Origin of the sequence: Denitrobacterium detoxificans, assembly GCF_015062615.1 — a bacterium.
GTDB classification, from domain to species: Bacteria; Actinomycetota; Coriobacteriia; order Coriobacteriales; family Eggerthellaceae; genus Denitrobacterium; species Denitrobacterium detoxificans_A.
The window spans coordinates 110753-134387 of record NZ_SUUH01000006.1; the positions used below are offsets into that span (position 1 = coordinate 110753).

Genomic DNA, 23635 nt, shown 5'->3' on the forward strand with positions numbered 1-23635 from the left:
GTTCGCCCCCTAAGCGAGAGACTAGAAGTTGAAGAGTGCGGTGGAGAGGTAGCGTTCGCCCGTGTCAGGCAGAATGGCCACGATGAGCTTTCCGGCGTTTTCGGGGCGCTCCGCGAGTTTGCGAGCGGCCGCCACGGCTGCGCCGGAAGAAATGCCTACGAGCAGGCCGTCTTTGGCGGCCAGTTCGCGGCCCGCCTCGAAGGCCTCTTCGTCTTCGATGGCGATAACCTCATCGTAGATGGCAGTATCAAGCGTTTCGGGAACGAAGCCCGCGCCAATGCCCTGGATCTTATGAGCGCCTGCATGGCCCTCGGAAAGGACGGGGGAACCCGCGGGCTCTACGGCTACGACCTGCACGTTGGGGTTCTGCTCCTTCAGGAACGCGCCCGTACCGGAAACGGTACCGCCCGTGCCCACGCCTGCAACCAGGATGTCGACCTTGCCCTCGGTGGCTTCCCAGATTTCGGGGCCCGTCGTGGCCTTGTGGATGGCGGGGTTAGCGGGGTTGGTGAACTGGCTGGGGATGAGGGAGTTCTCGATTTCCTCGGCGAGCTCCTTCGCCTTGGCGATAGCGCCCTTCATGCCGTCAGCACCCTTGGTGAGCACCAGCTCGGCGCCGTAGGTCTTCATGAGGTTGCGGCGCTCGACCGACATGGTCTCGGGCATGGTGATGATGATGCGATTGCCGCGTGCGGCAGCCAGGGCGGATAGGCCGATGCCGGTGTTGCCGCTGGTGGGCTCAATAATAACGGTATCGCTATTCAGCTTGCCTGCTTCTTCGGCGGCGTCGAGCATGGCCTTGGCGATGCGGTCCTTCACGGAGCCTGCGGGGTTGAAGGCCTCTACCTTGCCCACGATGCGCGCGTTCAGGTCGTGGTTTGCCTCGTAGTGGGTGAGCTCTACGAGAGGGGTCTGGCCGATGAGTTCGGATACGCTTGCGTGAATGGTCATTTCAGCTTCTCTCTTTGTCCAATGGAGCAGGTGAATGTCGTGCTCCGTAACCTGTTTGCACAAATCCTAGCGAAACACTAGGAATAAAGCAATACGTAAATTATCGATAACGGGTCATGGGTTTTCGCGATGCCGTGCTTTTTGGGGTCATCGAAGCTGCCAAATAGCCGCGCTGTGGCTATAAGTCCTGGTAGATTGCTAGGAATAATCATGTTTGGAAAAACCGATAGCCAACTGCCTAAAACGGGTGGAATCAAATCCCTTGATGGCTGCATGCCGTGCAGCGTAATATGCCGCACCAACACAAAACGCCGCTCCGTTCAGGGCGGTGGACGGGAGGTTGGCCTGCGGGGTTAGCTCTACGGGCAAGCGAAAAACGAAGGAGATATACCATGGCACAGGAAAAGAAATTCAAACGTCTGGGGGCTGCTATTGCGGTGCTCTCCCTTGCGGCGGTAGCGGCATTTGGCCTTGCGAGCTGCGCTGGTTCCAGCCAGGCGAGCACGACGGACGCGCAGAGCGAAGCGGGCGATTGCTGCGGATCGGGCGCTGAAGCGGAATCGACCACCATCACGGTTGCTGCAAGCCCCACGCCTCACGCCGAGATTCTCAATGACGTGGTTGCGCCCCTGCTGGCCAAGGAAGGCATCGAGCTGAAGGTTATCGAGTTTAACGATTACGTGCAGCTCAACACGGCTACTGAAAACAAGGAAGTCAATGCGAACTTCTTCCAGCATCAGCCGTACCTCGATTCGTTCAACGAGGAAAATGGCACGCATCTCGCGAGCGTGGTTGCCGTTCACTACGAGCCCTTCGGCCTGTATGCTGGCAAGACCGCATCGCTTGCCGACCTGCCTGATGGCGCAACGGTGGCCATCCCCAATGACACCACCAACGAGGCCCGCGCCTTGCTGCTCCTCGAGCAGGAGGGCTTGATCGAAGTCAGCGATTCCGCTGGCATCGCCGCAACGCCGAACGACATCGTATCTAACCCCAAGAACCTCCAGTTCGTTGAGCTCGAAGCGGCTCTAATCCCGCGATCCCTCCAGGATGTCAACATTGCGGCCATCAATGCAAACTACGCAGTTGAAGCGGGCCTTACTCCCTCCAAGGATGCTCTTGCTCTGGAAGACGCGAGCGGCGACGCTGCCAAGACCTACGCCAACGTTCTGGTGACCAAGGAATGCTGCACGAATAGCGAATCCATCCAGAAGCTGGCTGCGGCCCTCACTTCCCAGGAAGTAAAGGATTACATCGAAACGCACTATCAGGGCGCGGTCGAGGCAATCTTCTAAGCAAGTCGGCAAGCCTAGTCGAGCGGGGTGCCTTCGGGTGTCCCGCTCTTGCGTTGAAAGGCGGAAACGATGATTGAACTGCGTGGCGTGTCGAAGACGTACGAGGCGCGCGGAGAATCGCATACGGCGCTGAGCGATATCAGCCTTACGATAGAAGAGGGCGATATCTTCGGCATTATCGGCGAGTCCGGGGCGGGGAAGTCGACGCTCGTGCGCTGCATAAACTTGCTGGAGCGCCCCACGAGCGGAAGCGTCGTGGTGAATGGCAAGGACGTGACCTCGTTTCGGGGGTCCGACTTGCGGGTGCTTCGTTCGCAGGTGGGGATGATCTTTCAGAATTTCGGCTTGTTCCAGCAGCGTACGGCCTTGCATAACATCACGTTTCCCCTGGAATTACGCGGGGTCTCGAAGGGTGACGCCCTTGCGCGTGCGCATGAGCTGCTGAGCGTGGTGGGCCTTTCTGACAAGGGGCATCGCTATCCGAGCGAGCTTTCCGGTGGACAGCAGCAGCGCGTGGCCATCGCGCGTGCGTTGGCGAACGAGCCGCGCGTGATCCTATGCGACGAGGCCACGAGCGCTCTCGATTCGCGAACCACCGTGCAGATTTTGGACCTGCTGCGTGACATCAAGGGCCGACTGGGAGTGACCATCGTGCTCATTACGCATTCTTTGCAGGTCGCCCAGCATATTTGCAACAAGGTAGCTGTTCTCGATAGCGGTCGCGTCGTGGAGCAGGGCGAAACGGCGCAGGTATTCGAGCATCCCCAGAGCGAGGTAACGCGCGAGTTGCTGTCCCATGGAGCGAGCATTCGGCGTGCTCAGGCGGCAGACGGCCAGAATGGGGAGGTGGCCTAATGGATTGGCTAACGAGCTTCTTCTCGCAATATGGCGCGCTACTTGCGCAGGGCACGTGGGACACGATTGTCATGACGGTCGCGTCATGCGCGTTTGCCTACCTCATCGGCCTGCCCATGGGCGTGGCGTTCTGCGTAACCGCGCAGAATGGCCTGCATCCTCATCGAAGCGTGAATGCGGTCCTTGGTTGCATCATCAATATCGGCCGTTCGATTCCTTTCATTATCTTGCTGGTGGCCATCATTCCCTTCACGCGCTTCGTGGCGGGTACGTCCCTGGGTGTCCCGGGCGCAATCGTCCCGCTTACGCTTTCGGCGGCACCCTTCGTGGCGCGCATCGTGGAACAGAGTCTGGCGGAAGTTGATGCGAGTCTCATCGAGGCCGCTCAGGCGTTCGGGGCGAGTACGTTCCAGATTATCGTGAAGGTGTTGCTGCGGGAATCGCTGCCCTCATTGGTGCGCGGCGTGTCCATTACGCTCGTTAACCTGTTTGGCTATTCCGCAATTGCCGGCACGGTTGGCGCTGGTGGGCTGGGCGATATCGCCATTCGCTATGGCTACCAGCGATGGCAGGCGGATGTCATGGTCGTCGCAGTTGTGCTGTGCGTCGTGCTTGTGCAGATTGCGCAGTCGGCGGGCGATCATCTGGCCAAGCGCATCGATCATCGATAGCGTATTCGAGTGGGCCTGCATGGGGAGGGCGTGTGATTCCTGCGTTTGGTGGGTATCGAACAGGTTTCAAGTCGTTGTACCCCCACGTTGACCATCTATGCTTCTCTTTGCGCAATGAGCGGCGAGTCGCTTGAAGCGTAACGCGCATGTGCAATAGTGAATGGTGGGCCATCCGTTGACGGGTCCTCGCCGGCATCTATAATGGCGAAATACCAATTCCTAGTGCGAGGGTGGAATTTAATCCGCGTTTGAGGTGGAACCGTTGGAGAGCAAGATAGATTTTCGTAAGGTGAATCGCGACAAGCTCGTCGCATTCTTCAAGTCGGGCGAGAAGTTCAGCCAGAACATGGGCTTCGAGCTCGAGCATATTGTCGTCCGTCGCGACGGTTCGCCGGTGTCGTATTCCGAACCGGGCGGCATTCGCGACGTGCTTTCCCGCATGGCCCCGCAGTACGACCACGTGTCGTACGAGGGCGATAACATCGTGGGACTGCAGCGTGCGGGCGTGGCCATTAGCACCGAACCGGCGGGTCAGATCGAGATTTCCGCGGGCCCGTTTAGCCATGTTACGGAAATCGACCGCGCGTATTTGGACTTCCGCAACGACCTAGACCCCATCTTGAAGGAATTTGGCCTGGTAACGCCCATGCTGGGCTACCATCCTACGGCTCGGGCACGCGACTTGGAACTCATTCCGAAGTTCCGCTATAGCTGCATGACCGACTTCCTGGGGAAGCAGTCGCCCGATGCCATCTGCATGATGCGCGGGTCTTCCTCGCTGCAGATCTCCATCGACTTCGAAAGCGAAGGCGATGCCATGCGCAAGCTGCGCCTGGCGGAAATCATCAGCCCTATTCTTGCGCTCATCTGCGACAACTCGCCTGTCTACGAGGGCCAGGAAGCCAAGGGCAATATGGCGCGCACGCGCATGTGGGGCTCCATGAAGGAAGACCGAGTGGGCGTCATTCCCGGCTCACTGAAGCGCGGGTACTCTTTCGGTGACTATGCCGACTACATCCTTTCCCGCCAGGCCATTCTTGCTCCTGGCGAGACGGAGGGCGAGCCGTGGCGCTACGTGGGCGAAACGACGTTCGACGAGCTGTACGCCGACCGCGAGATGACCGATGCGGAAATGGAGCACGCGCTTTCCATGGTGTGGCCCGATGTGCGCCTGAAGAACTTCGTCGAAATTCGCCCCGCCGACGCCATGCCCATCGAATATGCGCTGGCCTACGCCGTGCTCGTGCGCTCGCTGTTCTATAGCCGTCGCACGCTCGACGTGCTCGACGCCCTGTTCGAAAGCGTGGACGAGGGGCACGTTGCCGCGGCGAAGCGCGATCTGATCGAGTTTGGCTACGGTGCGGAAATCTACGGGCGCTCCGCGGAATACTGGGCCGACCTGTTGCTGGTGCTTGCTTCGGGTACGTTGCGTCCGGGCGAAGCCGAATACCTGGAGCCCATCGCCTCCATGGTGAAGCACCGTTTCACGCTCGCCGAAGTGTGGCCGCGTCTGATGGAAAAGCGCAACGGCATGCCTGCCGGCTCGCCGAATGCGCCGGTCATTGGCGTGGTTCCCCGGTACGATTTCGAATGGACGGGTCTGGCCGTTTCCGATGGGTATCTAAGCGGCTTGCTGGAAATGGGCGCCATTCCCATCGTGCTTCCCGCAACGGCCGATCCTGCGAATATCGCGCGGCTCGTGGATTCGTGCGATGGATTCCTCATTCCCGGTGGCCAGGATATCGATCCTGCCAGGTATGGGCGCCGTCGCGAAGTACATACGCACCGTTCGGCTACGGCGCGCGACGCCATGGAAGATGCCCTGGTGCGCGCCATCATTGCGGCCGACAAGCCCCTTCTGGGCATTTGCCGCGGCATGCAGTCGATCAACGTGGCGCTCGGTGGTACCTTGCGCCAGGACGTGCGCGACGAGAGCGCGCGTTGCGAGCCTTCGCACGTGCAACATCGTCCGTATACGCTTCCCGCCCATATGGTGGAACTTGCGGAAGACTCGCAGCTGGCCGAATACGTGGGAGCCACGCGCTTGGGCGTAAACACCATTCATCACCAGAGCGTCGACGAAGTGGGCGAGGGTTTGGTCGTGAATGCGGTTTCCCCCGAAGATGGCATCGTCGAGGGCATCGAGATGCCGGGCAAGCGCTTTGTGGTGGGCGTGCAGTGGCATCCCGAGCACATGTGGCGCGAGCGCCCGCACTCCAAGCGTCTCTTCAAGGCCTTCGTAGACGCAGCCGCCGAAGTCCGTGCGGAACGCGGTTAAGGGGTCTTCACTCATCGAAAATGAAGAAATCTTGCGCGGAGTGGCGTGAAATAGCCGGCTAGCGTGATTATCGATAACGCTCTGACCTGGGGGTTTCCCGAGCCCGGGTCAGAGCTTTTTCTATGCCCTAGAGCGCATTGTATGCGTGTCATCTGGGCAAATGCCGACTTTGACAGCTTATATCGCTTTCGGCGATAACGCGCCATCGCTGCAATGCGTCGCAAAATACCTGTTCGGCGCCTTCCGATGATGCTGTAATAGCGCCCAGCAACAGACACATCTCAAGGGAGGCTACTATGGCACAGGAAGCAACGGCGTATAGCCGACGCTCGTTTCTCAAGGGTTCGCTGATTGGCGCAGGCGCGCTCGCCGCGTTTGGCGTGGTGGGCTGCTCTTCTGGCTCGCAGGAATCTTCGTCGGGCAAGGAAATCAAGTACGACATCACGGTTGGCCACCTTAATTCGACGGCCCATTTGCTGGCATTCGTCGCCAAGGAGGAGGGCTTCTTCGCGGAAGAGGGCATCAACGCCACGCTCACGCAGTTCTCCAGCCAGAGCGAGCTGGTGAGCGGCCTGGAATCGAACAAGCTGCAATTCGTTTTCCTGGGTAGCGTTCCCACGCTGGTGAATCAGTCTTCGGGCCACGACATCTCGATCTTCGGTGGCGCCATGTCCAATGGTCACGGCTACGTGATCAAGAGCAAGTACACGGAAGGCCTTTCCAGCTGGGACGTAACCATCCTGAAGGGGAAGAACGTCGCCGTTCCCCGCACCACCGTACAGGAGCTCGAGCTGTATCAGCTGCTTGCATCCAAGGGCCTCACGTATGGTGAGGGCGATGGCTACGATGTGCACATCGTGCTCTTCGATAGCCAGAAGGATGCCTACAACGCATTCTCCAACGATACGATCGACGCGGTTTCGTGCTATTCGCCCTACACGTCGGTTGCCGTGGCGGCGGGCCATTCTATCGTGTTCAAGTGCTCCGATGAAGAGCTGTTCAAGAATCAGCCGTGCTGCCGCCAGGTGGCGCTCACGAGCGCGCTGAAGGAAAACCACGACCTGTACGTCGCTTCCGAGCGTGCCCTCATCAAGGCGTATGCGTTCTACAAAAACGAAGCTAACAAGCAGAAGACGATCGCGGACGTAAAGACGTACATCGACATTCCCGAGGACGAAATCGAGTACGAGGTGTTCACGCCCGACTACTGCGATTCGAACCCCGACCCCGACTACCAGGCCACGCTGGAGCTGAAGAACAGCGCTGCTGACTTTGGCTACCTGCAGGACTTCGACCTTGAAGAGCTCTATAACCTGGACATTTACGATCAGGCGCTGGGCGAACTCGAGAAGGAAGACCCGGACAACACGTACTACAAGTCCCTGCGTGAGCATTTCGATAAGTATCAATAGGAGGATCTGATGTCCAAGCGCATCGACGTTTCAGACCTGACGGTCACGTACTCCGGTCGCGGAGAGGCTTTTACGGCGCTCGACAGGGTAAGTTTTTCCGTCGAGCCAGGCGAGTTCGTGAGCGTCATCGGCGCGAGCGGCTGCGGCAAGTCGACGTTGCTTTCCGTGCTTGAGGGGCTTCTTCGGCCCACGTCCGGTAGCGTGTCGGTTGGCGGCCAGGTCGTGACCGGTCCTGGTCCCGAACGTAGCGTCGTATTCCAGCAGTATTCCCTGTTCCCCTGGATGACGGCACGCGGCAACGTGGAATTCGCCCTCGAGCAGGCGCGTCCCGAGATGAAGCGCGCGGAGCGGGGTGCCATCGCGGAGGAATTCCTAGACAAGGTGGCGCTTGGTGGGTTTGGGCATCGCTTCCCGAAAGAGCTTTCCGGCGGTCAGCAGCAGCGCGTGGCAATCGCCCGCGCGCTGGCCGTGGGTGGCGAAGTGCTGCTCATGGACGAGCCGTTCGGCGCGCTCGACGCGCGCAATCGCGCCATCCTGCAGGACCTGCTGCTCGAGCTGTGGGAGGGCGAGGCTGGCGAGGCGCGCAAGACGGTCATCTTCGTTACGCACGACCTGGAAGAGGCCATCCTCCTTTCCGACCGCATCATCATGATGGAACCGGGTCGCGTGCGTGCGGAATTCGAAGTGCCGCTGCCGCGCCCCCGACATCGCTTGGAGCTTCTGGGCAACCCCGAATATGTGAAGTTCCGCAGCGAACTTTCTCAGATCTTCTTTCAGCATGAGTACCAGGAGGTGCATTCGGCATGAGCGCGGAAATCCAGGGAACGGTCGTAGCGGGTTCCTTGCCCGTGGCCAAGCAACGCAAGGTTAAGGCCAAGAAGGCCGAAGCGTTCGTCGAGGTCAATGGCCTTACGTGGCGCGAGCGTCTGGTGACGCCCGCTACTATCGCCTTTGCCTTGTTCGCCGTAGTTCTGGCGCTGCCCACCAAGGCATCTGCCGATCCGCAGGTGCTCTACACGCTTGCCGTAGGCGCGTTTGCGTGGGTCGTGAGCGTCGTGGGTTGCGTAGCCGCCCGTAAGCGCTCCACGCGCAATACGTTCGCCGATGTGCCCGCCGTGGTGCTGGCGGTCATTGCCGCATGGCAGCTGGCGGCTTCCACGCTCGCCGTGCTGCCCGAGAAGATGTTTCCGGCGCCTGGCATTGTGTTCGCCCAGATCGTGGCTGACGCCGCGAAGATCGGGCAGGGCATTGCCAGTTCGCTGGGCATCGTGGCCGAAGGCTTCCTGCTGGGCACTGCCGTGGCGCTGGTGCTGGGCCTTGCGTTGGGCTATCGTGCGCGTTCCTCCCAGGCGACGGAGAAGGTCGTTTCCTTCCTGTCGGCCATCCCTCCCATCGTGTACATTCCCTACGGCATCGCCTTGCTGCCCACGTTCCGTTCGGCAAGCGTGCTGGTCATTTTCCTGGCTACGCTCTGGCCCGTGCTCACGGGCACGCTGGCTGGCGTGGCGGGCGTTGACAAGCGCATCCTCGATTCCGCGCGCGTTCTGAACGTGAGTGCCCCCAAGACGCTCTTCCGCGTTATCCTCCCCGCGGCGCTCCCGCTCATCTTCAATGGCCTGAACATCGCGTTGTGCCTGTCGTTCATCCTTCTTACCTCGGCGGAGATGATTGGCGGCAGCGTGGGCATGGGCTACTACGTGAAGTACTACAGCGACTTCGGCGACTACACGCGCATCCTTGCCGGCATCATCGTTATCGGCGTCGTTATTACCATCATTAGCGTGCTTCTGGGCAAGCTGCAGAAGTACCTGACGCGCTGGAAGTAACAAGAAATCAGCTTTGCAAACTCGGCTTGTGAGGAGGGTTCCTGGTGAACCCTCCTCCTTGTATTGCGCGTGGGGGAGTGCTTCGTTTATAGTTAGGCGCATCTAATTAGGTAGACCATACAGCGCCTCACGGCGTATCGATAGGACGAGACATGGAACCCGTTGCAACGCCCCTGCTTCATGAGACCGCTCCCGCTATGGAGGGTGCAGATTCGCTGTCTTCGGCGGCCGTGAATTCCGTGTCGTCTGCGCCAGTTAAGCACGTTCGCTTCCGCGCCTTGTGGCTTGCGCTGGGGTGCCTGTGCCTGGCCTTGGGCACCATCGGCATCGTGCTGCCCATTCTGCCTACCACGCCGCTCTACCTGGCCACGCTCTTCTGTTTCGCGAAGGGCTCCCAGCGTCTGCATAGCTGGTTCCTGGGTACGAAGCTCTACAAGAAGCACCTGGAGTCGTACGTGAAGAAGGAGGGCATGCTCATGAAGACCAAGCTCTCCATTATCGGCTCCGTAACGCTGATCATGGGAATTGCCTTCGTGCTCATGGCGAACGTACTGGTGGGACGCATTGTCCTTGCGGTCGTGTGGGTGGGCCACCTGGTGTACTTCTTCGGCTTCGTGAAAACGCTGCCTGCCAAGTAGGCGACCGAACGCACGTTGGGCGCGTGGTCGCGCGGCGCCGAGAGCGGGCGCGCTTGCGTCATGCGTAGCGCGCGAGCGGCTCGTGTGTCGCTCGCTTCGCTCGTCTACTTTTCCGCGCAGTAGGCCGCCACGGCTTTCGCTGCGAATGCTCCCGCCCCTGGGCCTGCGGCTGCATCGATGTTCTGCGTGAATTCGCCACCCGCTCCATACGAGGCTCCCAGCTGGGAAAATACTTCGTCAGAGCAGGTATAGTAGTTGTCGGTGATGAACTGCTGGATGCGCGCTGCTTGCGCCTTTGCTTCGCTTGATGCCGGGTCGGCTCCTTCGGCGGCCATACGGCCGAAGGGCGTAAACAGGTCCATGAGGTTCTTTGCCATGGCTTTCTCGTCCTGCGCGGTGCGATGCGCGCTCTTCTTCTCGTATTCGGCCCATTGCGGCGTAGCGCCCCAGGCCTCCTTTGCCTTCTGCGTGTATGCGTCAATCTTGCTCGTGTCGAATGCGTCGAAGCTCATGTTCGTCGCTCCTTTCCTTAGGGTCTTCGTCGCCAGTTCGATGAGGCCGTCGATGTGAGCGCGTTTGAGCTTCAGTAGCTGAATCTGCTGCTGAAGGGCTTGCGAGCGGTCGAAGGTGGGACTGTCGATGATGCCGCGGATGTCATCGAGCGGAAACTCCAGCTCACGGAACAGCAGAATCTGCTGCAGGCGCGCAAGGTCACCTTCGCTGTACAGGCGGTACCCCGCGTTGGTGCGTGCCGCAGGCGTAAGCAGGCCGATCTTGTCGTAGTGATGCAGCGTGCGCACGCTTATGCCGGCGAGCTTGCTTACTTCGTGTACGGTGAGCGCTTCCATGAGTCCTCCTCTTCCTGGCGTGCCCTCACTGTAAACTATGACGTTACGTCAGGGTCAAGGGTACAGTTCAGCCTATTTCGAAGTGTTCGATGATGGTACTACAGCGGGTTGCCGAAGAGGGCGTAGATGCTGGTGGCGAAATCGGGGTTGGTGCTGATGAATGTCCAGTAGTGGCCTGCGGAAAAGCCCGTGAGAACGCCTAGCAGGATGGATATGCCCACCAGGATGCCGCATACGGCGCAGAAGGCACGGCGTTTGAGGGGTGCCTCGTCGAATTTCTGGCGCATCGCGAACATGGCAAGCAGCGCAATGAGCGTGATGTACCAACCGAAGTCGCTGAAGTAGCGTTCGGTGATGCCCGCAACGCGCGTGTCCACGAACAGCACCACCAAGGCCAGCGCGGCGGAGCAGATGACGATGGGCGCAAAGCTCGATGCCTTCAGCTTCTTCCAGCAGAAGGGCAGCGCAACCACTACGAGCATGATGGGCTTGATGAAGAAATAGCCTGCATAGAAGGGCTCGTTCGGTGCCCATTCGCACCATTCGGGCAGCGTGGTGATCTCGGCAAGGAATGGGAAGGCCGCCGAGGGGTCGGGCAGGGCAAAGAGGTATTCCGCCATCAGGTAGAGCGTTACCTTCTTGCTCTGCACGTAGGTGGTCATGTCGAAGCCGGTTAGGTTGTAGTTGCTGCCGAAGTCGGTAAGCGAGCCAAAGCGCGCGTAGTTATAGGCCAGCAGGGGCGCGAATACCAACACGTAGGGAAGGATGGCGGCGATGGTTTGGCGCAGCCCGGAACGCGAGAACAGGGTGCGTTCGCGGAAGATTTCCTTGCGGAACAGTACGAGCGCCAGTAGTGATACCAGGATGAATTGCGGGCGGCACCCCAGGTTCAGCGCCATGAAGAACGAGCCGGTCGCAATGCAGGCAGCGCTCAGCGTGCCGTCGCTGCGACGGGCCTTCAGCCAAAAGCCCATGCCAAGGGCGGTTGCTGCCAGCGAAAACAGGATGGGCATGGAATAGAACCACGGCACGATCAGGTGGTACGTGATGTTCGACCCCACGAAGTACGTGCCCAGCGCCAGCGTGAGCATGCCGATGCCAGGCAGCCCGCTAAAGAAGCGACGCCCCAGCTGCCACACCATGAACGCGCCGGCGAGCAGCGCAACGATGCTTGCCAGGAGAACGGCCGCGGGCGTGCTCAGCCAAGTGCCCGTTACGAGCTGGAAGGGCGCGTAGAGGGCCACGGCGGGGATAACGCCGAAGTAGCTGTAGTAATTCCCCTGGTAGAACGCATGGTCCCAGAAGATGGGGTGGTTGATGTCGCCAATCTCGTAGCGCGGCGTGAACGCATAGGGGTTGTCGAGCTGCGCAAGCTGTTCGTCCACGGGCAGATCGAGCGTAACGCGCCCGTGCAGCAGCGCGTCGCCCAGGCGCGCGTACTGGTCGTCGTCTACGTAATGGTGGTTCCATTCGGTGTAGCTGACGCCCGTGGTCTCGTCGCAGGGCTGCAGCGGAAGGTGCCCGCCCATGGCAAACGTGGCCAGAATGGCAAAGACGAAGCAGAGCGTGATGGCCGCGTATTGGGCCAGCAGGCGGCGTGCGGGCGAGGGGGTGCCCATGGCGTTGTCGTCACTCGGAAAAGATGTGGGCATGTGTTCCCCCGGAAATGCGATGTACAGGTTTCAACGTAGCTGCACAACTATACCATACGCGTTCTACCTGGCCTTTTTCCAAAAAGTATTCTCCTAGTACCAAACTGGGAAATATATTCCTAGCAATTGGGTGGTATTTAGGGTATAACTACCGAGAGAAGGAATGCGGGATTTCCCGCTGAAGGAACGCGCAAGCGCGAGGAGAACGATATGACGCAGCCACTGCTAAGCATTTCCGGCTTGCATGCCGGTACCGAAGACAAGACCATCCTGCATGACATCAACCTTGCGTTGAACGCAGGCGAAACCCATGTGCTCATGGGGCCGAATGGCGCGGGCAAATCCACGCTGGGCCATGTGATCATGGGCAATCCCGCCTACCAGGTAACGGAAGGCTCCATCGTGTTCGATGGGCAGGACATTACCAACGAGCCCGCCGACAAGCGCTCGCTCGCGGGCATCTTCCTGAGCTTCCAGGCTCCCGTCGAGGTGCCGGGCGTGCCGCTGCATTCGTTTTTGCGCGCCATCACGCGTAAGCGTCCCGAACTGAAGATGACCGCACGTCAGTTCCGCGACCGCATCGACGAGATCGCGGAGCAGCTCGACATGGACAGCTCGTTCCTTACGCGCGAGCTGAACGTTGGGTTTTCCGGCGGCGAGAAGAAGAAGCTCGAGATGCTGCAGCTTCTGCTTCTGAAGCCGAAGCTGGCCATCCTCGACGAGACCGATTCGGGTCTGGACGTGGATGCCCTGGCCGTTGTGAGCCGCGGCATCGAAGCGTATCGCGAAACGTGTAATGGCGCCCTGCTCGTGGTGACGCATAACGCGCGTATTCTCGAGCGCCTTACGGTCGACCACACGCACGTTATGGCGCGCGGCCGTCTGGTTGCGGAAGGTGGCGCCGAACTCATTGGAAAGATCGACCGCGACGGCTTCGAGCAGTTCGCTCGCGTTGAAGAGGCGGTGTGTGCCTAATGACCGAACTGGTGAAGGAGCGTACCTACGTCGCCGACGTAGATCGCTCGATGTACGACTTCGTCTTCTCGGAAGAGGGGTACGAACGCTACGAGGACGGGCTGACGCCCGAAATCGTGCGCGCCATTAGCGCGAAGAAGGACGAGCCCGACTGGATGCTCAAGATGCGCCTCGATGCGCTTCAGACGTATCACGCCAAGGATATGGCTTCCAACTGGGGCCCCAGCATTGCCGGCCTCGACCTGGATCACATTTCTACGTACGTGAACCCGCGTGCGAAGCAGTCGAAGAGTTGGGATGACGTACCCGAGGAGATCAAGGATACGTTCGAGCGCCTGGGTATTCCCGAAGCCGAGCGCAAGAGCCTGGCGGGCGTGGGCGCCCAGTACGATTCCGAAATCGTGTATCACAACATGCGCGAGGACGTGGCGAAGCAGGGCGTCGTGTACACCACCGTGGAAGATGCGCTGCATGATCCCGAGCTCGAGCCCATCGTGCGCGAGCACTTCGGCAAGCTCATTCCCCCGGGTGACCACAAGTTCGCGGCCCTGCATTACGCCGTGTGGTCGGGCGGTTCGTTCGTGTACGTTCCCAAGGGCGTAACCGTTCCCTATCCGCTGCAGAGTTACTTCCGCCTGAACGCGGAAGGTGCCGGTCAGTTTGAACACACCCTGATCGTGGTCGATGAAGGCGCCGACTTGCACTTCATCGAGGGCTGCTCGGCCCCGAAGTACTACGAGGCCAACCTGCATGCCGGTGCGGTGGAGCTGTTCGTGAAGGATGGCGCGCGCCTGCGCTATTCCACCATCGAGAACTGGTCGAAGAACATGTACAACCTGAACACGAAGCGCGCCACGGTGGGCAAGGATGCCACCATGGAATGGGTTTCGGGTTCGTTCGGCAGCCACGTAAGCTATCTGTATCCCACCACCATCCTGCAGGGCGAGCGCTCGAACTGCGAGTTCACGGGCATTACCTTTGCAGGCGCCACGCAGGATCTGGACACGGGCTGCAAGGTGGTGCTGAATGGCGCCGACACCACGGCAAGCGTCGATACGAAGTCCATCTCCAAGGATGGCGGCGTGAACACGTTCCGCAGCTCGGTCATCGTGGGGCGCCGCGCGAGCAACGCGCGCGCAACGGTAAGCTGCCAGTCGCTCATGCTCGACGACATCTCCCGTTCCGACACCATTCCCGCCATGGACGTGCGCAATGCCACGGCTAGCGTGGGACATGAGGCCACCATTGGCCGCATTTCCGACGAGACGGTGCTCTATCTCATGAGCCGCGGCATCCCCGAGGGCGAAGCCCGCGCCATGGCGGTCAGTGGATTCGCCAATCCCGTTTCCAAAGAGCTTCCGCTGGAATACGCCGTGGAAATGAACAACCTTGTCAAACTCGAAATGGAAGGGGCGATTGGGTAATGAGCGAGCAGACGCAAGAGCCAACCATTACGCTCGACCGCGTAAACACCCCTCCCGCGCAGACGTGGAACTACCTGCGCGCCAATGACATTTCCCTTACCGTGCCGAACCGCCCGCGTCAGGGAACGACGCGCGCGGACCTGCCGCGCCTGTTCGGTAGCGTGGAATGTGGCATGGGCCAAGCGGTTACCCAGTGGGTCGAATCCCAGGCTGGCGACGCCCTGTACTGGGAAGTGCGTTCGGGCGAAGATGCCGAACCCATCGTCATCGACGTCGATGCGGTGAAGGGCGACATCGTCGACGCGGGCGTTATCGTGCGTGCAGGCGCCCAGGCAAACATTCTCATTCATCATCATGGCAGCACGCCCATCGGCGGTACGAGTGCCGTGCTGCTGCGCGTGATTGCCGAGCGTGGCTCTCAGGTGCGCCTGCGCGAAATCGTGGTGGGCGATGGCGTGGGCCAGCGCATCGAATCGGTGGGCATTACGTGCGGAAGCGGAGCCCAGGTGGATGCCCGCCAGTTCTTCCTGGCGGCGGGAACTACGGCTGCTGGCTTTGCCGCTGCGCTCGATGGCGACGCATCGCGCATCGATCTTACGGCCCGCTACCTGGGCGTGAACCACGATACGCTCGATATCAACCATGTGGTGCGTCAGCGCGGTCAGCGTACGAAGAGCAACGTGCTGGAATCCGGCGTGCTGGACGATGCGGCGCGCAAGTCGCTGCGCGCAACCATCGACCTCATTCATGGTGCCCATGGCGCCGAAGGCTCCGAATTGGAAAGCGTGCTGGTGCTCGGCGACGACGTGGTGAACAAGACCATGCCCGTCATCCTGTGCGACGAAGACAACGTCGCGGGTAATCATGGTGCCTCCATTGGTTCGGTTGGCCCCGACCAAATTCGCTATCTGCGCAATCGTGGCCTTTCCGAGCGTGAAGCCGAGGACCTGTACGTGCGGGCCCTGTTCGACGATGCGCTCATTGCGGCAGAAATGGACGACGTGCGCTCCCGCGTAGTCGCTCGTGCGAAGACCGTCCTGGGCGAGGGCATCGTGGAAGGCCTCATCGACTTCGATGACGCGCAAGCGAAGGAGGCATAGGATGGAAACGCTGCAGGTGAAAGAGTCGTGCTCCATTCAGGAGTCACCGTACAAGGCCGATTTCCCGCTGCTCGCCAAGAGCCCCGATCTCGTGTTTCTGGATAGCGCTGCCACGGCCCAGCGTCCTGCCTCGGTGCTCGATGCCCAGCGCGATTTCTACGAGACCATGAATGCGAACCCCTTACGCGGCCTGTATGGCCTGTCGGTAAGGGCCACGCAGTCCATTGAAGATGCCCGTATGCACATTGCGCGTTTCATTGGCGCGCTCGACGAGACGGGTGAGCCCCTTGCGAATTCCGTGGTGTTCACGCGCAACGCCAGCGAATCGCTGAACCTGTTGGCCCATACGTTACCCCAGGTAGTGAACTTGCAGCAGGGTGACGAAGTGGTCATATCCATCATGGAGCATCACTCGAACCTCATTCCCTGGCAGCAGGTGTGCGCGGCCACGGGCGCCAAGCTCGTGTATCTGCGCTTGAACGAAGAGGGCTGCATCACGCAGCAGGAAATCGAGGATAAGATTGGCCCGTGTGCCAAGATTGTTTCGGTTACGCATGTGTCCAACGTGCTGGGCGTGGAAAACGACATTCCGGCCATTGCGCGCCGCGCGCATGAAATGGGCGCCCTCTGCGCAGTCGACGGCGCTCAATCGGTGCCGCACCTGCGGGTGGACGTGCGTGCGCTCGGTTGTGACTTCCTGGCGTTTTCGGCTCACAAGCTGGGCGGCCCCATGGGCATTGGCGTGTTGTGGGGCAAGCCCGAACTGCTCGATGCCATGCCGCCCTTCCTTACGGGTGGCGAAATGATCGACTCCGTTACCGAAGAGGGCGCGGTATGGGCGCCCGTTCCCCAGAAGTTCGAGGCGGGCACGCAAGACGCCGCGGGGGCGTACGCCACCGATGCCGCCATTACCTATCTGGAACAGGTTGGCATGGAACAGGTGGAAGAACGCGAACGCGCCCTTGCCGAATACCTGTGCCGTCGTTTGCAAGAGCTCGAGTACGTAACGGTTATCGGGCCCGCCGATGGTGCGAAGCACGTGGGTTCGGTGGCGTTCGACGTGCGTGGCATTCATCCGCATGACGTGGCTTCCATTTTGGATGCGCAGGGCGTTTGCATTCGCGCGGGCCATCACTGCGCCCAGCCGCTTCTTTCCTATTTGGGCTGGTCGAGCACGTGTCGTGCAAGCGTTGGCTTCTACAATGACGCAGCCGATATCGATCGGCTTATCGAGGGTCTCCAAAAAGTCTGGGTGGTTTTCAATGGACGTAACTAATCTGTACAATGCGCAATTCATCGACCATGTGAACCATCCCGATTATAATTACGAACTTGAGGATGCTACTTGCGAGCACGACGGCATCAATCCTTCGTGCGGCGATGAACTGCATATTGCCGTGCGCCTTGATGGCCAGGGCCGCATTGAAGAGGCTTCCTACACCGGCCATGGGTGCGCGGTTTCGATGGCTTCGGCCGACATCATGAGCGATCTCATGATTGGCAAGACGAAAGAAGAGGCCATCGCGCTGTGCGACCTATTTGGGGGTATGCTCACGGGGGTCGAGCAAGACGAGTCCAAGCTCGCTGGCCAGCTCGATGAGGCCATGCTCCTAAGCGATATTCGCCATATGCCCGCGCGCGTGAAATGCGCCGAGCTGTCGTGGCGTACGTTGGCCGAAATGCTTCGGGCTGCTGGCCTGGAGTAACTGCTGAGAACGAATGCGTGCGCGGGGTTCGCCCCGCGCGCATGCAAAAGGGGAGAACATGTCTGGCATGTATTCGACAAAAGGACGTTATGCGCTGCGCGCCATGGCCGATTTGGCCATGCACGAGGGCTGGGTCTCGCTGGGCGATGTCTCCAAGCGTCAGAATATTTCGCGTAAGTACCTGGAACAGGTCATTGCGCTCATGGGCAAGGCTGGCTACGTGAAGAGTACGCGTGGCAAAGGCGGCGGCTATCAGCTTGCCGTGAAGCCCGAGGAACTTTCCGTAGGGCAGATCCTGCGCGCGGCCGAGGGGTCGCTGGCCCCCGTGGAGTGTCTCGACTGCACCAATGGCGAAGTGTGTCCCATCATGGACACGTGTCCGACCATCTCTATGTGGCGCGATCTGGGCAAGATTACTTCCGAGTATTTGAACGACAAAACGCTCGCCGACATTATTTCAGCCGCCGAATAAAATTGCTCTTTGCGGGCCCATTGGCTTGTGCGTTGTTTTCGTCAAGCTGCGTTTACCTACCCGTGCACTAGCCTTTTCCCCTGTACATGTGCGAGAATAGGCACATTATTGATATCAAACGTACCGCTGGCATCGCAAGGGTTATTGGGGCCGTTGGGGTTGGAGCGAAAGGCTTAGGTCGTGTTCTCATTTGTCGCGGAATATCTCGCCTTGGTCATCCTGGGCGTCATTATTGCCGTGGTGGGACGTCGTGAGTACCTGAACACGCAAGACCAGTTCCGGTTCTTTACAAGCGTTATCCTGGCCATCGTTTCCATCATTATCGACTCGCTTTGCGTATTCACGATCGAACATTCCCACGAGCTGCCGCTTTGGATTAACTACATAGACAACGCGGCGTATTACATCGTCTGCTTCGTCATGGTCTCCAGCTTCACCGACTACGTGTTCAGCTTCATGCTGCGTCGCTCGGGTCGCAGGCGCTTTCTAGCCATTGCAGGCCATTTGAACCACTACATGTGCCTGCTATGCGTGGTGCTTACGCTGTTCAACCCCATCACCCAATGGATGTTCTACATTGCGGCCGACTTCACCTACATCCACGGGCCGTTGTGGGTTATTGGATATGCCCAGGTAGTGTTCATGCTCCTGCTTTCGGGGCTGTGTACGGCGCTGTATCGCCGCGAGGTGAGCCGCGCCATGATGCGCGTCGTGCGCATCTCTATCCCGGCGCTTGCCGCGCTCATTGGCTTCCAGTTGGCATATCCGGGCACCATGATGAACGGCATCATGGCTGCCATTTTCTCGCTTATTTTGCTGCTTGTGCTGCAATCCAGCAGTATCGAGACCGATGCCCTTACGGGGCTGGGAAATCGCTTCGCGTTTGTTGCCGCCGCCGGTACGTGGACGGAGGCGCGTCACCCAAAGCGCATTTTGGTGCTGCTCGTGCATGGGCTCGAGGACATCAACTCCACGTATGGCATGGACGCGGGCGATCGCGTGATCATCGACATTGCCGAGCATGCCCGTGAGATATGCGCAGGTGGCGATGTGTTCCGCATCAACGCTACGTCAATTGCGCTTGTGTTCAGCCATAGGGAGAATCGCACGGGCGAGGAAATCGCTGCGTTCGTGAACGCGAACCTGCCGAACGAAATCATCGTGGAAGGCGATAAGCTGCGCATTCAGATGAGCGTTATCGACTATGCCGCCAATATGGTGGGCGGAGCTCCCAAGGTCGTTGAGCGCATCGAGTACGCGCGCGACGAAGCGCGCCGCAATCGGCTTTCCTTCATTCGCGTCGACGACGCTCTCATCTCCGAAGTGGAAAGCAAGAAGCGCCTGACGCGCTACCTGGAAGAATCGGTGGACCTGAATCGCTTCGAGGTGTGGCTGCAGCCGGTATACAACGTGAAGGATAGCTGCCTCTGCTCTGCCGAGGCGCTTGTGCGCCTTAAGGGGCCCAAGGGCGATTTTATTCCGCCAGCGCAGTTCGTGGGCATTGCGGAAGACAGCGCGCTCATTATGGCCATTGGCGAGCAGGTCATTCGCAAGCTGTGTGCCTTCGCGCAATCGCATCCTGCGTTGCCCCTGAAGATGATTTCGATAAACCTCTCGCTGCGTCAGCTTTCCGATAGCCGATTCCCCGATTTGCTTGATGGGGCCATCGACTCCGCGGGCATTTCGCGCAACCTCATTGCCCTCGAGATCACCGAGCGCATGTTTGCGGCCGACGATCGAGTCGCTGCTACGCTTGCCGAGCTGGTGAATCGCGGATACCGTTTCCTCATGGACGACTTTGGCACGGGGTTCTCGAACTTCGCGTCCATGCTTGACTTCCCGTTTAGCTTCATCAAGCTCGACCGCATCCTGCTGGCCGCAGCTCAGGAAGACGGGTACGACACCATCCGCACGCTCACGCGTCTGTTCCACCATGGCGGCTACGAGGTGGTTATCGAGGGCGTGGAAACCGCCGAGCAAGCGCGACAGGTTATCGATTGCGGCGTCGATTACATTCAGGGCTTCTACTACGCTCGGCCCATGCCGCTCTACCAGGTGCCGGAATTCCTCAACGAGACCGATTTTAGCTGTCGTGTTTCTGTCGTGAAGCATTATGGTATGAAGGCGCTCCGATAAAAAGCAGGGGCTATTCGTTAGAAGGGAAACGTGGTGGCTAGTTCTCAGAAGCTGAAGTTGCTGTACCTCATGGATATCCTCCGCACCGAAACCGATCCCGACCACGGCGTTTCCATGGCGGATATCCTCCAGAAGCTGGAGGAGCGCGGCATTTCGGCCGAGCGTAAGGGTATTTACTCCGACATCGAGACGCTGCGGGAATTCGGGCTCGACATCCGCAAATACCAGCGTCAGCCCGTGGAATACGCCCTGGCAGAACGCGATTTCGAGCTTTCCGAGCTCATGCTGCTCGTGGATGCGGTGCAGTCGAGTCGCTTCCTTTCCGAAGGTAGCTGCAAGGCTCTGGTGAAGAGCATTCGCGGCCTGGCTTCCACTCCCGTGCGCGACGCCTTGCACAAGCAGGTGCACGTACATGGCCGCCCGCGCGTGCAAACGCAGTCCGATTTCATCGTGGTCGACAAGCTACAGGAGGCCATGGCGGCACGCAGGAAGATCTCGTTTGGCTATTTCCGCTACGACATCCATAAGAACAAGGTCGCCACCAGGGATGGCGCTACGCACGTGGTTACGCCCGTCAACCTCACGTATTCTGATGGCAATTACTATTTGGTGGCGTTTAGCGATGCCGACCAGGAGATTCGCAATTATCGCGTCGACCGCATGGAGCGCATCGAGCAGCTGGACGAACGTGCGGAACGCAACGACGCCATCTCCTCGTACGACCCCGATGAAGTGGGCAAGTGCGTGTTCGGCATGTACCATGGCGAGCGCGTTACCGCGACGCTGAGGGCTACCGAAAACGTGATGAACGTCATCGTCGATCGCTTCGGTCGCGACGTGCATGCCGTGCCCATCGAGGGCGAGAACGCTGCGCGCGTTACCGTTACGGTGAAGGAAAGCCCCGTGTTCTATGGCTGGCTTGCGCAGTTGGGAAGCGAAATCCAGATCGAGGCTCCTGCGTCTTTGCGTGAGGGGTACCTCGCGTTTCTGCGCGATATCCTGCAGTCGTACTAGCCCCTTCGTGCGTGACAGGGGGCAAGTCCGCTGGTGTAAGGCCGTTTCCCCTGGTTTTTGCTATTATCTAGTGCGTATATTCCAAGGGAAGGAACCTGTATGGGAACTCGATACAACGATGTATGGGTGACTGGCTCCACGGGGTACTTGGGACGCGAAATCGCACATCGTCTGGCCAATCGAGGCTATACGGTATACGGTACCGACCAAGACGTGGACATCACCGATTTCGACCAGGTGAAGGAGTTCGTGCGGCGCAATCGTCCGCAGGTGGTTGTGAACTGCGCGGGCATGCGCCGCACCCTGGTTACGCCCCAGAACAAGAACGAGGCCATCAAGGTCAACGGCCTGGGACCGCGCAATCTCGCCATCGCCACGGCCAGTATCGATTCGCTGCTCGTGCAGTTCTCCAGCGATGACGTGTTTTCCCGCATCATGGACGAACCCGTCGACGAGTTCGACGCGCCTGTGCCCGATACCACGTATGGCAAGTCGAAGCTGGTGGGCGAGAACTTCATTCGCGAGCTGAACCCGCGTCACATTATCATCCGTTCGTCGTGGCTCTATCACGCCGACGGTGGCGACATGGGCGAAATGGTGGTTTCGGCCATGGAGGGGCGTCCCCTCTCGCGCCGCGTCGACCAGATTGCCTGCCCCACCTCGGTACGCACGGTGTGCCATTTCCTCATGCGTGCCATCCAGGCGCATGAATACGGCCTGTTCCACGTAGTTAGCTCGGGGGCGTGCACGCGTCTGGAGTTCGCGCGCGAAGTGTACCGCCTTCTGGGCGCCGACCCGCAGCTGGTTACGGCTGCCGAAAGCGACGAGGCTACCGCGCAGAACATCATCCTCGAGCCGCTCATGGTTCAGATGACGGGCGTTACGGAGCTCCCCACGTGGCAGCAGGATCTCGAAGGCTACCTGAAGCGCGTTGGGCTTATTCCGGAAGGAGGAGCTCGATGAGCAAAAAGCCAGAGCAGCTTTCCGCCGTCGACACGCTTGAGGGCAAGAAGGCTCATCGCGTAGGGCTCACGGGCCAGATTCTCATCGCGCTCGCGCTTGGCATCGTATGCGGTATCGTGTTCCACTACCTCATTCCCGATAGCCCCATCAAGACCGATGTCTTCGTGAACGGCATCTTCTACTTCGTGGGCCAGGCGTTCATTCGCCTCATGCAGATGCTCGTCGTGCCCCTGGTGCTGTGCTCGATCGTGTGCGGCGCGGCGGCCATCGGCGACGTGAAGACGCTGGGCAAGGTGGGCATCAAGACGTTGCTCTTCTACATCTGCACCACGGCGTTGGCCATCTCGATCGCCCTTGCCGTGGGCACGCTCATTAGCCCGGGCCTGGGCGTCGATACGTCGGCCATTCAGGCGAATGCGTCCACGTCCACGGTTGCCACCACGGAAACCAGCATCATGGACACGCTTCTGGGCATCATCCCGAAGAACCCGTTCAACGCCATCGCCGAAGGCGATATGCTGCCGGTCATCTTCTTCGCCTTGTTCGTGGGCATTCTGCTTGCCGTCATGGGCAGCAAGGTGGAAAACCTGCATCGCCTGTTCGAGCAGGGTAACGAGCTCATGATGAAGATGACGGAAGTCGTCATGAAGGTCGCGCCGCTTGGCGTGTTCTGCCTGCTGGCGAATACGTTTGCGAAGCTGGGCTTCGACATGTTCGTTCCCATGTTGAAGTACATGGGCGGCGTTATTGGCGCGCTGGCCATTCAGTGCTTCGTGGTGTACGCGGTGCTGTTCGTGGTGTTCACGCGCCTGAACCCCATCACCTTCTTCAAGAAGTTCGGCCGCGTGATGCTCTTCGCGTTCTCCACCAGCTCGTCGAACGCCACCATCCCCCTGAACATCGAAACGCTTTCCGAGCGCGTAGGCGTGAAGCGTCGCATTTCGTCGTTCACCATTCCGTTGGGCGCTACCATCAACATGGATGGCACGTCTATCATGCAGGGCGTTGCGGTTGTGTTCACCGCCCAGCTGTTCGGCGTGAACCTGGGGCCTGCGGAAATCGCCACCGTCATCGCCACGGCCACGCTGGCCTCCATTGGCACGGCGGGCGTTCCCTCGGTGGGCCTGGTCACGCTTTCCATGGTGTTCAATTCCGTAGGCTTGCCGCTGGAGGGCATTGCCATGATCATGGGCATCGACCGCATTCTCGATATGCTGCGCACGGCCGTGAACATTACGGGCGACGCCGTGGTCACCACCATCGTGGCGAAGCAGGCTGGCGAGTTCGATCGCGCGGTCTTCGACGACCCCGAAGCGGGCGTGGCCGTTGGCCATCTGCAGGATTCGTACGAGGAAGACGAGGACTTCTAGTCGTTTCGTTTTTCAAAAGCCCCGTAACGCAACGTGCCCCGACTCCGTA

The 23635-nt window shown here is 59.8% G+C and carries 21 protein-coding genes; 18 read left to right on the forward strand and 3 right to left on the reverse strand.

Annotated features, from left to right (window positions below):
* Positions 1–21 precede the first annotated feature (21 nt).
* Positions 22–951 carry a cysteine synthase A gene (gene cysK, locus E7002_RS07975; protein ID WP_303728354.1) on the reverse strand — a complete coding sequence of 310 codons (930 nt, stop codon included), beginning with the start codon at positions 949–951 and terminating at the stop codon, positions 22–24.
* A 392-nt stretch (positions 952–1343) separates the two neighbouring features.
* Between cysK and E7002_RS07980 the strand changes: the two genes are divergently transcribed.
* The 8 genes from E7002_RS07980 to E7002_RS08015 all read left to right on the forward strand — a co-directional run bounded on the left by E7002_RS07980 (position 1344) and on the right by E7002_RS08015 (position 9926).
* Complete coding sequence (locus E7002_RS07980) at positions 1344–2246, forward strand: MetQ/NlpA family ABC transporter substrate-binding protein (RefSeq protein WP_303728356.1); 903 nt, start codon at positions 1344–1346, stop codon at positions 2244–2246.
* Between the two features lie 69 nt (positions 2247–2315).
* Positions 2316–3101, forward strand: coding sequence for a methionine ABC transporter ATP-binding protein (locus tag E7002_RS07985; RefSeq protein ID WP_303728357.1), 786 nt, complete (start codon positions 2316–2318; stop codon positions 3099–3101).
* Positions 3101–3772, forward strand: a complete 672-nt coding sequence (locus E7002_RS07990) for a methionine ABC transporter permease (RefSeq protein ID WP_303728358.1) — start codon at positions 3101–3103, stop codon at positions 3770–3772. Before E7002_RS07985 ends, E7002_RS07990 begins: the two co-directional genes overlap by 1 nt.
* A gap of 262 nt (positions 3773–4034) precedes the next feature.
* On the forward strand, positions 4035–6050 hold the full coding sequence (locus E7002_RS07995) for a glutamate-cysteine ligase family protein (RefSeq protein WP_303728359.1): 2016 nt from the start codon (positions 4035–4037) through the stop codon (positions 6048–6050).
* Positions 6051–6346: 296 nt separating this feature from the next.
* A complete protein-coding gene (locus E7002_RS08000) occupies positions 6347–7462 on the forward strand; it encodes a substrate-binding domain-containing protein (protein WP_303728360.1) in 1116 nt (371 codons plus the stop codon).
* A gap of 9 nt (positions 7463–7471) precedes the next feature.
* Positions 7472–8269: an ABC transporter ATP-binding protein gene (locus tag E7002_RS08005; protein ID WP_303728362.1), complete on the forward strand. Its 798-nt coding sequence runs from the start codon at positions 7472–7474 to the stop codon at positions 8267–8269.
* Entirely contained in the window at positions 8266–9288 is a 1023-nt protein-coding gene (locus E7002_RS08010) for an ABC transporter permease (RefSeq protein WP_303728363.1), read from the forward strand. The genes E7002_RS08005 and E7002_RS08010 overlap by 4 nt, the downstream gene beginning before the upstream one ends.
* A gap of 152 nt (positions 9289–9440) precedes the next feature.
* Positions 9441–9926 carry a YbaN family protein gene (locus E7002_RS08015; RefSeq protein WP_303728365.1) on the forward strand — a complete coding sequence of 162 codons (486 nt, stop codon included), beginning with the start codon at positions 9441–9443 and terminating at the stop codon, positions 9924–9926.
* A gap of 104 nt (positions 9927–10030) precedes the next feature.
* Here the strand turns inward: E7002_RS08015 and E7002_RS08020 are convergent, their stop codons facing one another.
* A complete protein-coding gene (locus E7002_RS08020) occupies positions 10031–10774 on the reverse strand; it encodes a MerR family transcriptional regulator (RefSeq protein ID WP_303728367.1) in 744 nt (247 codons plus the stop codon).
* Positions 10775–10872: 98 nt separating this feature from the next.
* On the reverse strand, positions 10873–12426 hold the full coding sequence (locus tag E7002_RS08025; RefSeq protein ID WP_303728368.1) for a hypothetical protein: 1554 nt from the start codon (positions 12424–12426) through the stop codon (positions 10873–10875).
* 210 nt (positions 12427–12636) lie between these two features.
* Between E7002_RS08025 and sufC the strand changes: the two genes are divergently transcribed.
* From sufC to E7002_RS08075, 10 genes are all read left to right on the forward strand, one after another.
* Positions 12637–13401, forward strand: coding sequence for a Fe-S cluster assembly ATPase SufC (gene sufC / locus E7002_RS08030; protein WP_303728370.1), 765 nt, complete (start codon positions 12637–12639; stop codon positions 13399–13401).
* Positions 13401–14825, forward strand: a complete 1425-nt coding sequence (sufB, locus tag E7002_RS08035; protein ID WP_303728371.1) for a Fe-S cluster assembly protein SufB — start codon at positions 13401–13403, stop codon at positions 14823–14825. The genes sufC and sufB overlap by 1 nt, the downstream gene beginning before the upstream one ends.
* Positions 14825–15925 (forward strand): SufD family Fe-S cluster assembly protein, encoded by a 1101-nt coding sequence (locus tag E7002_RS08040; RefSeq protein WP_303728372.1) that lies wholly within the window; start codon positions 14825–14827, stop codon positions 15923–15925. Before sufB ends, E7002_RS08040 begins: the two co-directional genes overlap by 1 nt.
* A 1-nt stretch (position 15926) precedes the next feature.
* Positions 15927–17201, forward strand: coding sequence for an aminotransferase class V-fold PLP-dependent enzyme (locus tag E7002_RS08045; protein WP_303728373.1), 1275 nt, complete (start codon positions 15927–15929; stop codon positions 17199–17201).
* Positions 17188–17631: a Fe-S cluster assembly sulfur transfer protein SufU gene (gene sufU, locus E7002_RS08050; RefSeq protein ID WP_303728374.1), complete on the forward strand. Its 444-nt coding sequence runs from the start codon at positions 17188–17190 to the stop codon at positions 17629–17631. Before E7002_RS08045 ends, sufU begins: the two co-directional genes overlap by 14 nt.
* 58 nt (positions 17632–17689) lie before the next feature.
* The gene (locus E7002_RS08055; protein WP_066664211.1) at positions 17690–18103 is read left to right on the forward strand and encodes an Rrf2 family transcriptional regulator; all 414 of its coding nucleotides are present in this window, start codon (positions 17690–17692) and stop codon (positions 18101–18103) included.
* A gap of 180 nt (positions 18104–18283) precedes the next feature.
* Positions 18284–20239 (forward strand): GGDEF domain-containing protein, encoded by a 1956-nt coding sequence (locus E7002_RS08060; RefSeq protein WP_303728375.1) that lies wholly within the window; start codon positions 18284–18286, stop codon positions 20237–20239.
* A 33-nt stretch (positions 20240–20272) separates the two neighbouring features.
* Positions 20273–21253, forward strand: coding sequence for a YafY family protein (locus E7002_RS08065; protein ID WP_303728376.1), 981 nt, complete (start codon positions 20273–20275; stop codon positions 21251–21253).
* Between the two features lie 99 nt (positions 21254–21352).
* On the forward strand, positions 21353–22216 hold the full coding sequence (locus E7002_RS08070; RefSeq protein WP_303728377.1) for an SDR family oxidoreductase: 864 nt from the start codon (positions 21353–21355) through the stop codon (positions 22214–22216).
* Positions 22213–23586 (forward strand): dicarboxylate/amino acid:cation symporter, encoded by a 1374-nt coding sequence (locus tag E7002_RS08075; protein WP_303728378.1) that lies wholly within the window; start codon positions 22213–22215, stop codon positions 23584–23586. The genes E7002_RS08070 and E7002_RS08075 overlap by 4 nt, the downstream gene beginning before the upstream one ends.
* Positions 23587–23635: the final 49 nt, after the last annotated feature.

Bases quoted from the DNA above. Each gene is read 5' to 3' on its own strand.
- sufU (WP_303728374.1), top strand. From the start codon at position 17,188: ATGGACGTAACTAATCTGTACAATGCGCAATTCATCGACCATGTGAAC.
- E7002_RS08015 (WP_303728365.1), top strand. From the start codon at position 9,441: ATGGAACCCGTTGCAACGCCCCTGCTTCATGAGACCGCTCCCGCTATG.
- E7002_RS07985 (WP_303728357.1), top strand. From the start codon at position 2,316: ATGATTGAACTGCGTGGCGTGTCGAAGACGTACGAGGCGCGCGGAGAA.
- E7002_RS08070 (WP_303728377.1), top strand. From the start codon at position 21,353: ATGGGAACTCGATACAACGATGTATGGGTGACTGGCTCCACGGGGTAC.
- E7002_RS08005 (WP_303728362.1), top strand. From the start codon at position 7,472: ATGTCCAAGCGCATCGACGTTTCAGACCTGACGGTCACGTACTCCGGT.
- E7002_RS08040 (WP_303728372.1), top strand. From the start codon at position 14,825: ATGAGCGAGCAGACGCAAGAGCCAACCATTACGCTCGACCGCGTAAAC.
- E7002_RS08025 (WP_303728368.1), bottom strand. From the start codon at position 12,426: ATGCCCACATCTTTTCCGAGTGACGACAACGCCATGGGCACCCCCTCG.
- E7002_RS07980 (WP_303728356.1), top strand. From the start codon at position 1,344: ATGGCACAGGAAAAGAAATTCAAACGTCTGGGGGCTGCTATTGCGGTG.
- E7002_RS08000 (WP_303728360.1), top strand. From the start codon at position 6,347: ATGGCACAGGAAGCAACGGCGTATAGCCGACGCTCGTTTCTCAAGGGT.
- E7002_RS08045 (WP_303728373.1), top strand. From the start codon at position 15,927: ATGGAAACGCTGCAGGTGAAAGAGTCGTGCTCCATTCAGGAGTCACCG.
- E7002_RS08075 (WP_303728378.1), top strand. From the start codon at position 22,213: ATGAGCAAAAAGCCAGAGCAGCTTTCCGCCGTCGACACGCTTGAGGGC.
- sufC (WP_303728370.1), top strand. From the start codon at position 12,637: ATGACGCAGCCACTGCTAAGCATTTCCGGCTTGCATGCCGGTACCGAA.
- sufB (WP_303728371.1), top strand. From the start codon at position 13,401: ATGACCGAACTGGTGAAGGAGCGTACCTACGTCGCCGACGTAGATCGC.
- E7002_RS08010 (WP_303728363.1), top strand. From the start codon at position 8,266: ATGAGCGCGGAAATCCAGGGAACGGTCGTAGCGGGTTCCTTGCCCGTG.
- E7002_RS08020 (WP_303728367.1), bottom strand. From the start codon at position 10,774: ATGGAAGCGCTCACCGTACACGAAGTAAGCAAGCTCGCCGGCATAAGC.
- E7002_RS08055 (WP_066664211.1), top strand. From the start codon at position 17,690: ATGTCTGGCATGTATTCGACAAAAGGACGTTATGCGCTGCGCGCCATG.
- cysK (WP_303728354.1), bottom strand. From the start codon at position 951: ATGACCATTCACGCAAGCGTATCCGAACTCATCGGCCAGACCCCTCTC.
- E7002_RS07990 (WP_303728358.1), top strand. From the start codon at position 3,101: ATGGATTGGCTAACGAGCTTCTTCTCGCAATATGGCGCGCTACTTGCG.